The following is a 12,031-nucleotide window of genomic DNA, read 5'->3' on the forward strand; positions in this document are numbered from 1 at the left end:
TAGTAAAACACCCTATAGGGAGTCGCAAGTTTTTTCGATATCTGGCCCTATGCTTGCTTTTGCGGGCATGAGACACGATGGAATCAGCAGACGAGGAGCTACGCCAAGCCTTGGGTATCGCTTTGAGGGAAGTACGCTTACGCAATCATCTGTCCATCCTGGAGCTTTCCCAGCGCGTTAGCGGGCGTTCCTACCTAGGCGCCGTTGAACGTGCCGAGAAATTGCCCACTGTGGGGAAGGTGGATGAGATATCGCGCAGCATGGGCATGCATCCCCTAGCCCTCCTGACGCTTGCGTACCTTCGAATCGAGCAGAATACACCTGAGGAGATGATGGCCAGGATCAAATCAGATTTGGAAGCAATTGAGCTTTGGGGTCCTTGGGGATTTGGAAGCGAAGCCGTCGCAAGCGACAGTGAAGACTGAATCAGAGCGAGGAGAAGGTGGCGATGCTGTGGGACCGGGATAGCTTCTCAGCGCCCGCTTTCAAATGGCTTTGGGCGAACTGGGGGGTTGAGCGTCAGGACCTGACCAAGCCCTCAGCGCCGTACCCATAATATCGGTGAAAGTATCTTGGCAAATCTGAGGTGAAAACTCGGTTGTACATGCTGCAATATTTCTCCGGGTTCAGCGAAAACGCCTGTTAGTAATCGGCCAGTTCCCCACTATGAGTCAGTATGCATCTAGCCCTCTCCTAAGACCTTTACAACAGCCGGCATATGAAAACTGCCACACCAGCAACAACCACCATTAACTCGACGTTTCTAGACTCTCAACAATCACGTGCGCGTCTTCTATTGAGCGGGCTATCACTAACAGATCGTCAAGCTGGCACGGGGCGAAAAACGAAACATCTACATCTGGAAAGGTAGAGTCCGGGACAAATGTGCAAGTCAGAATTCTACACTTAACGCTCACCGCATCAAGAAACAGAAAAACATCTCTTAGGCATTCAGCTCTAAAGTCAAATTTACGCATACAAAAACCATTATATTGTTTTATTTACACCAAACATAATACAGAAAATATTATTAAAAACAACCAAACTTTCGCATTGTTAATTTATTTATATTTAAAAACAAAAGCGAAACAATGGTTAAAAGAGTCACAACTTGTAGAATATGATTGACATCATCGGAACGCACTAATGGAGAATCCAGCGTAGGGTCACTCCCCAGCACACAGGCAACATGATGGTTTTTCTTGACTGAATGACAAATCTGAGGAGGTCGAGTGACCCGCGTATCTGGGTACAGAAAACTCAGAAAAACGTAGCGATAAGATAATGAAGATCAAGAGCTGAAGATTTTTTTGACGAATGCTTGTCGTAAATGGCGAAATGCGCGCATCGAGTCGGGTCGCCTGACCCTCAGCCCTGAGCGGGCCAATCTTCGGCAGTTGGTAGAGTCGGTGGTCCGGGTTTTCGACGGTCTTGCGCGGCAAAAAAGCCTTTCGCTGCAACTGGACCTGGACAGCCGCATCAACATCGATGTGCTCATCGATCCCCTGCGCTTCAAGCAGATTCTTTCCAACCTCATCAGTAACGCAATCAAGTTCACCCAGCAGGGCCAGGTCCGCATCAGCCTGCAAGCCGAGGACTCCGCCACCGAGCAACAGGTTCGCCTGCACGTGGTCATCCAGGACAGCGGCATCGGCATTACACGGGAGGATCAGGCCCGGCTGTTCGCGCCCTTCGCTCAGGCCGACAACAGCGGGCAACTGGCCCGAACCGGCGCCGGGCTGGGACTGGTCATCTGTCGCAGTCTGTGCGAAATGATGGGCGGCACCCTGACCCTCGACAGCGAGCCCGGCCAGGGCACCCGCGTGCACATGATGTTCGACCTGACGCCTCTCGACCCGCTGGCCAACCTTCCCGTGGTCAAGGAGAACAGCGAGCATGACACCGCGACGCTGGACATTCTGGTGGTCGACGATCATCCCGCCAACCGTCTGTTGCTCTGCCAGCAACTGGTGTTCCTGGGGCATCGTTGCGAGGTGGCCGAACAGGGGGCTCAAGGGTTGGAGCATTGGCTGGTCCGACACTTCGATCTGGTGATCGTCGATTGCAACATGCCCGTCATGAATGGGTACGACCTGACACGGGCAATCCGCACCCACGAACGCGAGGGTGATCAGCAACCGTGCACCATTCTCGGCTTTACCGCCAATGCACAACCCGAGGAAATCCTGCGCTGCCGCGAGGCCGGCATGGACGACTGCCTGTTCAAGCCGATCAGCCTCACCGCACTCAATGATCGGCTGTCACGAATCGGGGTCGGGCAACGCTACCGGGGGCTCAAGACCGAAAATCCACCGTTCGACATGGGCAGTATCCTGGCGCTGACCGGCGACCGTCCGACGATGATCGAACACCTGATCAAACAGTTGATCAGCAGCTGTCGTGACGATGCCCAAGAGCTGAACGACGTGAGCACACGGGGCAATCGCCAGGAGATGCGCGACATCGCACACAAGATCAAAGGCGCCGCGCGGATCATCAGCGCCAGTGAGGTCATTGCTCTTTGTGACCAGCTTGAACACGCCTGTGACGATGAAAGCCCGCCGATCACGCTGAAGGATCACGCACAGGCATTGAGAGGCGCACTGATGAGGCTCGAACGCGCATTGCTTCAGCACCGCCAATCCTAGCGGTGAGCGCTGAGAAACGAATACAAAAAAGGGAAGCCCCCCAGACAGCGGCTTCCCTTTACGCACCTCACGCTATCAGTTGCGGTCCAGCTCGGTGAGCAGCGTCTTGTTGAACAGCACCGGATCTTCCATTTGTGGTGCGTGCCCTTTCCCAGGGAACTCCACCAGCCTGGCGCCCGGGATGAGCTTGGCGGTTTCTTTGCCCAGGACGTTGTAATGCCCGATCCGGGCTTTCACCTCGGGTGGCGCAATGTCGCTGCCAATCGCCGTGGTGTCGGCATCGCCGATCAGCAATACCGTGGGCACCTTGAGGCTGGGCAATTCGTAAACGACCGGCTGGGTGAAAATCATGTCGTAGATCAGCGCGGAGTTCCACGCCACTTTCTGATGCCCGGCACCCGCGTTCAGCCCCGCGAGCATGTCCACCCAACGCTCGTATTCCGGCTTCCAGTGGCCAGCGTAATAGGTCGCCTGCTCGTATTTGCGAATGCCGTCGGCATTAAGCTTCAGTTCACGCTGATACCACTGATCGACGCTGCGCCACGGCACCCCTTTCGCTTTCCAGTCTTCCAGGCCGATGGGGTTGACCATGACGAGCTTAGCGGTCTGCTCGGGGTAGCTCAGCGCGTAGCGAGCGGCAAGCATGCCGCCCGTAGAGTGACCGATGATGTCAGCGTTCTTGATGCCGAGGCTGGCCAGCAACCCATGGGTGTTGTCCGCCAGCTGATGGAAACTGTATTGATAGTGATCCGGTTTGGTCGAGGTGCAAAAGCCGATCTGGTCGGGCACGACCACGCGGTATCCGGCAGCGCTCAGGGATTTGATGCTGTCTTCCCAGGTGGCGCCGCAAAAATTCTTGCCGTGCATCAACACCGCTGTTCGACCGTTGGCGTTCGCTGTGGGCGGCACGTCCATGTAGCCCATCTGCAGGTGGGTGCCTTGGGATTCGAATGCGAAATAATGCAACGGATAAGGGTATTTGAAGCCTTCCAGATTTTCCCCGTAGCGGGACGTGGAAGCATCGGCCGCAGCGCCGGTGGACGCCGTAAAAATGAACGCACAGGCGAGCGCCAGGCGCGAGAGTTCTGATCGCAACATGAAAAGCCCTCTAAAAAAAGGCAGGCTTTCACCCGCTGGTTAAGACAGCGTTAAAACCTGAGGCCTTGGCCCGAAATGACAGCCGGGTGTGGCCCTTTCGAAATCAGGCGAGGCGGCGAGTTCCCGCCCCGCCCTTCATTCCGAAACCACCCCCGACTCGCTCTCAAGTGCGACACCAAACGCCGTGCTACGAGCCGCGCATTCAGAGCGGCGCCGCGTGATCCACGACCCGCGTCGACAAGCCGTCGATTACCAGCGACCGGCGTGCTGGCCGCCGTCGACGTTCAGGCGCTCGCCGGTGACGAACGCGCCGTTCTCCAGGTACATCACGGCGTCGACGATTTCCTGCTCTTCACCCATGCGGCCCATTGGGTGCAGTTTGCCAAGGAACTCATAATTTTCCGGACCGTGCATCGGCGTCTTGATGATGCCGGGTGCCACGGAATTCACGCGGATACCCTGGGTCGCGTATTCGATGGCCAGACCGCGGGTGACTGCGTCCAGACCCCCTTTGGTGATCAGTGCCAGGCCCGCTGGAATATCGGTCAACGCCTGGTTGACCAAGGTGGTCGTGATTTGAACGATGTGGCCGTTCTTGTGCTTCAGCATTTCCGGGATGGCCAGCTGGGTAATGTTGAAGAAGCCGTGAATATTGGTTTGCAGCATGCGGGCCAGGTCATCGGCGGTGTATTCCGTGAACGGCTTACCGATGAAGATGCCGGCATTGTTGATCAGCGTGTCGACACGACCGAAATGTTCAATGGCGGTGTCGATCAGCTTCTGCGCCGTTTCGCGGCTGGCGATGTCACCCGGCACGGCGATAACGCCGGTGTCCGACGATGGCTTGATGTTCCGGGAGTTTGCGATCACGGCAAAACCGGCATTACGATAGCCCGCGACGATTGCCGCGCCAAGACCTTGGGATGCGCCGGTGACGATGGCGACTTTTTGCGAATTGCTCATGGTTCTACTCTCCAAAAAGATCGGCGGGTCATTGCAGAACAGCCGTATTCAAACAGGGGAGTCGATTTTAGGTTCGCCGAAGGCACTTAAAAATTCGCCATCTTGTCTCAACGGCTGATAAAAAATGCACAGGTTCCGATGAGCTTGCCCGGCCTGTACCACAGCCGACCCACCAAAATTGCCACCTGCGCGCCGCCCCAAAAAAATATCTCAAAGGCCTGTAACCAAACGCTCTTCGCCAACGAAATGGGTGGCATAGCGGCACAAAGCCAGCCGTGCTCACTCCCCTTCGGAAGCCGATACCCCATGAAACTGATGCAAAAGTTGAACGACTGGCTGGGAACGCCAGTGCCCCCATCGCCCTCCGCCGACACGCCATTGTTGGCCAGCCTGTTGTCGATGGCCTGGTTGGTGGAAGCACGGGACCCCTACACCGGCGGGCATTTGTGGCGGGTTTCTCAGTATTGCGCGCTGCTGGCAAATAAAGCCGGTCTGCCCGCGACCGAGGTGCAGTTGATCGCGCTGGGAGGTTTTGTTCATGACCTGGGCAAGATCGGCATTCCCGATGCGGTGCTGCGCAAGGCGGGTCGGCTTGAGGAGCACGAATACGACGTCATCAAGACCCATCCCGAGATCGGCAAACGTTTACTGGAAACCCACCCGCTGGCCGGACTGGTAATGGATGCGGTCTGGTCCCACCACGAAATGCCCAACGGACGGGGCTATCCGCGAGGACTGATCGGCGACCAGATTCCGCGAATGGCCGCCATCACCGGCATTTGCGATGCCTTCGACGCAATGACCAGCGACCGGCCCTATCGCAAGGGCATGCCGCTCGATGATGCACTGAAGATCGTCGAGGACAGCGCAGGCAGCCAGTTTCACGAGGTCTATGCACATTTATTCGTCAGCCTGGGGCGTGAAGGTGGGTTGCAGCACATTTTGGGTCATACCGATGCCGGCATTCCGCTCAGGCGTTGTGAAAGCTGTGGCCCGACGGTCGTCGTGTCGCGCACCCATGGCGCAGGCGATCTGGTGTTCTGCCCGGCCTGCGAAATGGGTTACGAACTTTACCGGCCCGATCAGGGGAACCTGCTCAGGGTCCGTGGCACCGGCAAAAAAGGCACGGCTGACCAGTTGAAACCGGTCCCCGATCAGGCGTTGATCCAGCACCTCGCCCAACGGCTCACACCGTCGGTGGCCGCCTGATGTTCATCCACGCGCTGCACCCGAGTCGTGCAGTCTTTTCCGAGTATTCACGATGAGCGCAACGCCACAACGGCTGTTCAATTTTATCGCCGGGGAACAAGGGCCCTGGCAGATCCAGCGCCAGACAAATCGCACAGGGGCGCCGTTACCAGATGCCGCGCGCGTGTCGGTTCTGCCGGGCGTCGCAATTGAGGCCCCAAGCGTGTCCGTCTGGCACCTGCAAGGCATTACCAGCAACGAGCGCTACGTGACCCGCGATGAGAAAACCGCGCTCACTGCCCGCCAGCCCGATCTCGGGCGCCTCGCCGCCACCTGCGCGGCCTTGATCGCGCTGCGCAAGAATCCGGCGTGGTGGGCGCTGACCCAGGATGAGCGCCGAGGAATCATCGAAACGCAGTCCAACCACATTGCCATCGGCATGCGGTATCTCCCCGCCATCGCCCGACGCCTGTATCACTGCCGCGATCTCGCCATGGCTCAGCCCTTTGATTTCGTCACCTGGTTCGAATTTGCCCCGGCGGACAGCGCCGCGTTCGACGATCTGCTGGCGCGCCTGCGCGAATCGGTCGAATGGCAATTCGTCGACCGGGAAGTGGACATCCGTCTGGCGCAGGCAGGCCCGGCATGATGACGTCGGTCAGGGGCAAATTGATCGCCGGGTTTGGTGCGGTACTGCTGTTGACCGCGCTGCTGACCTGGAGCGCGCTGTACAACGTCAACCAACTCGCGACCCGCAGCCAGTCGCTGGTGGACAGCATTTCCCTGGACAGCCAGATCGCGAAGATTCGCCTTCAGGAGCATGACTTCGACCGCGCCATGGAGGCGTCGGCGGTTGAAGCCTTTCATCGGGAAATTGAACGGTTCGACCAGATCGTGGCCAGCGTCCAGAGCGATTCCGGTGACCGCGCTCTGGCGTCCGTCCAGCGCATCAAGACTGTGCGCGGTAGCTATCAGGACACGTTCAACCATTTCGTCGCGGCCCGTCGTCACGCTCAGGACGCTCAACACCTGATGACGCCGGTGATCGGCAAGATCAAGAGCCGACTGGAGCACGTCACCGGTGGACTGTTCGACGCGCTGGCGGGTGACCCTGTGCGCATCGGCGGCGCCCTTCAGTCCGCCGTGAAACTGCAATCACTGACCGCCACGTTGCAGGATCAGGTCGACAGTTACGTGCAGAACCCGACAGACGACGCGCACCGCATGCTGTCCTCCAGTGCTGACAGCATTCGCCAGCAGGGCAACGACTTGTGGGAGCAGTTGCCGAACGAAAACCTCCAGCAACTGTTGGAAGAAGCCCTCAGCACCGTGCTGGTGTATCAGGATCAGGTGGCGCAATTCCGTCAGGACATTCAAACCAGCCTGGAAGCCAAGGCGCAGATGCTTGCACAGGCGAAGGAATTGCAAACCCTGGGCGACACCCTTTATCGCCAGCATGTCGAGGGGCGTCAGGCGGATGTGCGTTTCGCGCAATGGTTCCTCTTCACCACCGCCACGCTGACGCTGTTGTTGGGACTGGGCGCCGCTTGGCTCATCACGCGACAAATCATCCCGCCGTTGAACCGCGCCCTGCTGCTCGCCCGTCAGATCGCGTCGGGGGATGTGACGGGCGAGCCCAAGACAGGCCAGTTCGGGTCGAGCGAATTCACCACCGGCAACCGAGACGAGATCAGCCAGATGATGACGGCCATGCAGGACATGGCCGAACAGCTTCGGCAAATCATCGGCCGGATTGGCGGCGGTGCCGAGCGCCTGACCTCGGCCGCGCAGGCACTGTCTGTCATCACCACGCAAAACGACGTGGGCGCCGGACAGCAACGGGAGCAGACCTCGCAAGTGGCCGTGGCCGTCGCAGACATGGTCGCCAGCGCGCAGCACGTTGCGCAAAACGCCCGAGACACTTCCCACGCCACCGAGGTGACGGAGCAACGCACTGTCGAGGGCGACCAGATCATCGCCCAGGCCTTGGTTCACTTCGATCAGTTGCTGACCCACGTGACGCAATGCAGCACGGCCATGACTCGCTTGCGCCACGACAGCGAACAGATCGACGGGGTGTTGGGCGTCATTCGCGAAGTCGCCGACCAAACCAACCTGCTCGCCCTCAATGCGGCCATCGAAGCCGCACGTGCAGGCGAAAGTGGACGAGGGTTTGCGGTCGTGGCCGATGAAGTTCGCAGCCTCGCACAGCGCACGCAGCAATCCACTCAAGAGATCGAGCAACTCATCCTGTCATTGCAGAACGGGGCACGGGACGCCACGGCGCTGATGGCGCAAAGCGAAAGCATGAGCCACTCCAGCGTGGAACTGGCCCGGGCCGCCGGACAGGTGCTGAGCGAAATCCGTGGCTCTGTGGCGTCGATTCACAGCATGAACCTGAACATTGCAGCCGCGGCGGACCAGCAAACCGAAGCCTCGAAACAGATCAGCAGCCGTCTGGTGCAGGTGCGCGACATCGCGGACGAGTCGGTGGAAAACAGCTTGAGGACGTCAGAGGCGAGTGCCGAGCTGTCGCGCCTGAGCATCGAACTCACGGCGCTGGTGCAGCGTTTCAAGGTGACCTGATCAGGCCAGACGCCCCGGTGATAAACGCCCTTGAGCTTGAGCAAGGGCCACTCGATAATGAGCCTCGCCTTTCTGCCGCCAGGACGTATCGATGAGAGCTGAAAATCTAAGCTGGGACGACCTCCGGATTTTCATGCACGTGGCCCGCTGCGAAAATCTGTCCAAGGCCGGCAAGCAGCTCAAGGTCGATCAATCGACGGTGAGCCGTCGGCTCAATCATCTGGAATACAGCCTCGGCTTCAGCCTGTTCGAACGCGGCAACACCGGGTTGCAGCTGAATGATCAGGGTGCCCGGCTGCTGGCGCAGGTCGAGCTGATGGGCGCCGGGTTTTCCGGGCTGCTGGACGAGCTGTACACAGGCACCAACGAAATCGCGGGCCGCGTCAGAGTCGGCACGATGGAAGGGCTCGCCTCGCTGTACCTCACCCGGCAGATTCCCAGGCTTCAAGCGCTGCACCCGAACGTGACCCTGGAGCTGGTGACGTCGACCCACCAATTGCAGGTCACCCGGCGCGAGGCTGACGTCTTCCTCGGCTTCTTCGAACCCAAGGGTCATGGCTTCCATTCCGAACGGCTGGCCAGCTTTGAACTGAACCTCTACGCCGCAGACGATTACATCGCCGAGAAAGGCTTGCCGGATGCGCAGAATCTGGCCGAACACGATTTCGTCGGTTACATCGAAGAGCTTATAGAAATCAGCGCCGTGCGCTGGCTGGATGACCTGATCGAGAAGCCGAACATCGTGTTTTACTCCAACAGCATGCTGTCGCAGATGTTCGCCGCAGCGGCGGGCGTGGGCCTGGTCATGCTGCCGTCGTTTTCTGAAGCCGAGCGCTTCGGCCTTCGGAAAATTGAACTGACGACCCCAGCCATTACCCGAGAACTCTGGCTGAGCGTTCATCAGGACCTGCGTTACATTGCCCGCATCAAAACCATGACCGCTTATTTGACCCGGCTGTTTAAAAACGACGAGCATTTCCGAAACGCTTAGTACAGGCCCGCCCCTTTCTTGGTGTTTTAAACGCAGCGCATTCAAACACGCCGCCCCGCCAACGTGCGCCCGATCGTCCCGCCCTTATCCTCAACCCGCTTTGAAGCAGTGCACTGGCAGCCCATCGAGCTGCCGTCAGCACTTCGCATTTTCAAATCGCACCAAAGCGTCGCACATCCGGTTTCAGGGCACTGAGATAGGGATGCAGGAATGCAACAGGCCTTGTGGCATTGCTGATTGGCGAAGCATTTCATTGATTTAGACTCGCCAACGTACTGCACACTTGCGAGGCCTGTTCATGAAACCTGAAAACATCTGGAACGCCATTTATGCGCACCCCGATTTCGCCGTATTGATTAGACGCCGAAGAAGGCTGGTGTCTCTTTTGATGTTTGTCAGCATGGCCGTGTACTTCGCGATCCCGGTCCTGTCCGCCTACTTCCCCGAGTTTCTGGCTTACAAGGTCATCGGCGCGATTAACGTCGGATTGATTTATCTCGTGGGTCAATACTTTTTCGGCGCCGCCATTGCCGTGCTCTACGCCTATCGCCTGAAAGGCATTGATCGCATGGCCGCCTCCCTCGTGACTGAAGTTTCCGTGAGATTCCAGGATGAACATGTCAAACATTAATTCCGCACGCCTCCTCCGCTCCCCTCACGCATCCGCTCATGTTTCAGGCAAGGCGAAACTTATAGCAGCGGCCCTACTTTCCATGGTTGCCACTCACAGTCAGGCCTCGACCTTAGTGTCGGACGGCAACCGGGCCATGACCTTTAGTGTGTTCGCACTGTTGTTCTTTATCACCCTGGCGATTACTTACTGGGCTGCGCGAAAGAACAACTCAGTCAAGGATTTCTACACCGCCGGCGGTGCGCTCTCCGGGAAAATGAATGGGCTGGCGATTGCAGGGGATTACCTGTCTGCTGCCGCATTCCTGGGCGTTTCAGGCCTGATTGCCATTTATGGGCTGGACGGCATCACCTACGTCATCGGCTTCTTCATCTCTTTCATCCCAGTCCTTTTATTAGTGGCAGAACCTTGCCGCAATCTGGGCAAGTTCACCCTCGGCGACGTGCTCGCTTTCCGCAACAGCTTCCGTGCCTCGAAATCTGCCGTGGCCCTATCAAGCGTGCTGGTGGCGCTGTTTTACATGGTCCCGCAAATCGTCGGCGGCGCCGTCATCATCGCCGCGTTGATTGGCATTCCGTTCGAGATATCGGTGGTGTCGGTGGGCGGTCTGATGTTGATTTACGTGCTGTTCGGCGGCATGCGGGCGACCACCTCGGTACAGATTCTCAAAGCCACCCTGCTGATCTCGTTCTGCTTCTTGCTGGTGGTGCTGAGTTGGGCACCCTATGGCTTCAACATCAGCGCGTTTTTCAGCGACCTTGTTGGCAACGCCGCCGTACAGAAACATGTGCTCGGAACGCTGCTGAACGGGGTGTCGAATCTGTCGCTTGAACAGGCCGGTCAACGCTTCATGGAGCCAGGCCTGTACCTGAAAAACCCGGTTGAGCAGATCTCGCTGAGCCTGGCGCTGGTGCTGGGCACGGCCGCCATGCCACACATTCTGATGCGCTTCTTCACGGTGCGTGACGCCCAGCAGGCCCGCACCTCGGCGCTGACCGCAATGCTGCTCATCGGTCTCTGCCACCTGTTCATCGTGGTGATCGGGTTCTCCGCCGCGCTGCACCTTGGTCCGTTCGCGGTGGTTTCCATGGACAAGGGCGGCAACCTCGCAGCGCCGATGCTCGCGCAATTCCTCGGGGGCGGCCCTGACAGCCTCGCGGGAAACCTGATGCTGGCCTTCGTCGCGGCGGTGTCCTTCGCCACCATCGTCGCCGTGGTTGCAGGCCTCACCCTCGCCGCCGCGTCCACCCTGGCCCATGACGTGTACGTCGGGGCGGTTCGCCAAGGCAAGGCCACCGAACGGGAGCAGACCAACGCCGCACGCATCGCGACCCTGGCCATCGCCGCCGTGGCCATTCTGGCGGGCATCTCCGCCAAGGGTCAGAACGTCGCGCAGCTCGTCGGCCTCGGTTATGCGGTGGCGGCGTCGGCGAACCTGCCTGCCCTCCTGCTGACGCTGTACTGGAAACGCTGCAGCACCGCCGGCGTGGTGGCCGGGTTGCTGGGCGGGACGATCCTGTCCATCGGACTGGTACTGGTGTCGCCGAACATGACCTACCCGCTGATGCAAAAACAGACGGCGATCAGCGCGGCGACGGCGGCCAGCACCAAGGTCGAGAAAATCGACAACGGCACCCTGCAAGCGACACCGGAAGAACGCGCCAAATGGGTCAGCGATGCCGCCGCGCAGACGGCCATCGCCAACGGAATTCCAGCCTCGGCCACCAGCCTTGTCGGCCTGAGCGAGCCGTTGATCCAGCTTCGCAACCCCGGCCTGATTTCCATCCCGTTGGGCTTCTTGCTGGTGGTGCTGTTTTCGCTGTTGTTCCCGAGCCAGCTCTCTCAGTCGCGCTGGGTTGAATTTTCCGTCCGGCGCGAGACCGGGCTGGGCGTCGCCGAAGCGGCACATCACTAAATCGTTTGAAT

The 12,031-nt window shown here is 58.9% G+C and carries 9 protein-coding genes and 2 pseudogenes; 9 read left to right on the plus strand and 2 right to left on the minus strand.

What is annotated here, in order from left to right:
- Positions 1-77: 77 nt before the first annotated feature.
- Both ACIQAL_RS06505 and ACIQAL_RS06510 read left to right on the plus strand, forming a co-directional pair.
- Positions 78-425 (plus strand): XRE family transcriptional regulator, encoded by a 348-nt coding sequence (locus ACIQAL_RS06505; protein ID WP_401143821.1) that lies wholly within the window; start codon positions 78-80, stop codon positions 423-425.
- Between the two features lie 915 nt (positions 426-1,340).
- A pseudogene (locus ACIQAL_RS06510) lies at positions 1,341-2,648 on the plus strand (ATP-binding protein); the annotation flags it as partial.
- Positions 2,649-2,723: 75 nt separating this feature from the next.
- Here ACIQAL_RS06510 and ACIQAL_RS06515 read toward each other — a convergent pair.
- Positions 2,724-3,746, minus strand: a complete 1,023-nt coding sequence (locus ACIQAL_RS06515) for an alpha/beta fold hydrolase (protein ID WP_401143824.1) — start codon at positions 3,744-3,746, stop codon at positions 2,724-2,726.
- A gap of 249 nt (positions 3,747-3,995) precedes the next feature.
- The gene (locus ACIQAL_RS06520) at positions 3,996-4,709 is read right to left on the minus strand and encodes an SDR family NAD(P)-dependent oxidoreductase (protein WP_401143827.1); all 714 of its coding nucleotides are present in this window, start codon (positions 4,707-4,709) and stop codon (positions 3,996-3,998) included.
- A gap of 306 nt (positions 4,710-5,015) precedes the next feature.
- On the opposite strand from ACIQAL_RS06520, the gene ACIQAL_RS06525 reads away from it, so the two are divergent.
- The 7 genes and pseudogenes from ACIQAL_RS06525 (at position 5,016) to ACIQAL_RS06555 (ending at position 12,020) form a co-directional block, all read left to right on the plus strand.
- A complete protein-coding gene (locus tag ACIQAL_RS06525; protein WP_401143830.1) occupies positions 5,016-5,918 on the plus strand; it encodes an HD-GYP domain-containing protein in 903 nt (300 codons plus the stop codon).
- A gap of 52 nt (positions 5,919-5,970) precedes the next feature.
- Positions 5,971-6,546: a chlorite dismutase gene (locus ACIQAL_RS06530; RefSeq protein ID WP_401143833.1), complete on the plus strand. Its 576-nt coding sequence runs from the start codon at positions 5,971-5,973 to the stop codon at positions 6,544-6,546.
- Positions 6,546-7,373: pseudogene (locus tag ACIQAL_RS06535) on the plus strand (methyl-accepting chemotaxis protein); the annotation flags it as partial. The gene ACIQAL_RS06530 and the pseudogene ACIQAL_RS06535, both read left to right, overlap by 1 nt.
- A 402-nt stretch (positions 7,374-7,775) precedes the next feature.
- The gene (locus ACIQAL_RS06540) at positions 7,776-8,483 is read left to right on the plus strand and encodes a methyl-accepting chemotaxis protein (protein ID WP_401144528.1); all 708 of its coding nucleotides are present in this window, start codon (positions 7,776-7,778) and stop codon (positions 8,481-8,483) included.
- A 91-nt stretch (positions 8,484-8,574) separates the two neighbouring features.
- Positions 8,575-9,474 carry a LysR family transcriptional regulator gene (locus tag ACIQAL_RS06545; protein WP_401143836.1) on the plus strand — a complete coding sequence of 300 codons (900 nt, stop codon included), beginning with the start codon at positions 8,575-8,577 and terminating at the stop codon, positions 9,472-9,474.
- Between the two features lie 298 nt (positions 9,475-9,772).
- Positions 9,773-10,105 carry a DUF485 domain-containing protein gene (locus tag ACIQAL_RS06550; protein WP_166595285.1) on the plus strand — a complete coding sequence of 111 codons (333 nt, stop codon included), beginning with the start codon at positions 9,773-9,775 and terminating at the stop codon, positions 10,103-10,105.
- Between the two features lie 82 nt (positions 10,106-10,187).
- Positions 10,188-12,020 carry a cation acetate symporter gene (locus ACIQAL_RS06555; RefSeq protein WP_401143840.1) on the plus strand — a complete coding sequence of 611 codons (1,833 nt, stop codon included), beginning with the start codon at positions 10,188-10,190 and terminating at the stop codon, positions 12,018-12,020.
- Positions 12,021-12,031: the final 11 nt, after the last annotated feature.

The sequence above is a fragment of the Pseudomonas sp. NPDC088368 genome, assembly GCF_044753445.1.
Classification (GTDB): Bacteria; Pseudomonadota; Gammaproteobacteria; order Pseudomonadales; family Pseudomonadaceae; genus Aquipseudomonas; species Aquipseudomonas bambusae.

Coding starts and splice junctions, on each gene's coding strand:
- ACIQAL_RS06530 (WP_401143833.1), top strand. CDS start 5,971: ATGAGCGCAACGCCACAACGGCTGTTCAATTTTATCGCCGGGGAACAA.
- ACIQAL_RS06515 (WP_401143824.1), bottom strand. CDS start 3,746: ATGTTGCGATCAGAACTCTCGCGCCTGGCGCTCGCCTGTGCGTTCATT.
- ACIQAL_RS06545 (WP_401143836.1), top strand. CDS start 8,575: ATGAGAGCTGAAAATCTAAGCTGGGACGACCTCCGGATTTTCATGCAC.
- ACIQAL_RS06550 (WP_166595285.1), top strand. CDS start 9,773: ATGAAACCTGAAAACATCTGGAACGCCATTTATGCGCACCCCGATTTC.
- ACIQAL_RS06525 (WP_401143830.1), top strand. CDS start 5,016: ATGAAACTGATGCAAAAGTTGAACGACTGGCTGGGAACGCCAGTGCCC.
- ACIQAL_RS06520 (WP_401143827.1), bottom strand. CDS start 4,709: ATGAGCAATTCGCAAAAAGTCGCCATCGTCACCGGCGCATCCCAAGGT.
- ACIQAL_RS06505 (WP_401143821.1), top strand. CDS start 78: ATGGAATCAGCAGACGAGGAGCTACGCCAAGCCTTGGGTATCGCTTTG.
- ACIQAL_RS06555 (WP_401143840.1), top strand. CDS start 10,188: ATGGTTGCCACTCACAGTCAGGCCTCGACCTTAGTGTCGGACGGCAAC.
- ACIQAL_RS06540 (WP_401144528.1), top strand. CDS start 7,776: ATGGTCGCCAGCGCGCAGCACGTTGCGCAAAACGCCCGAGACACTTCC.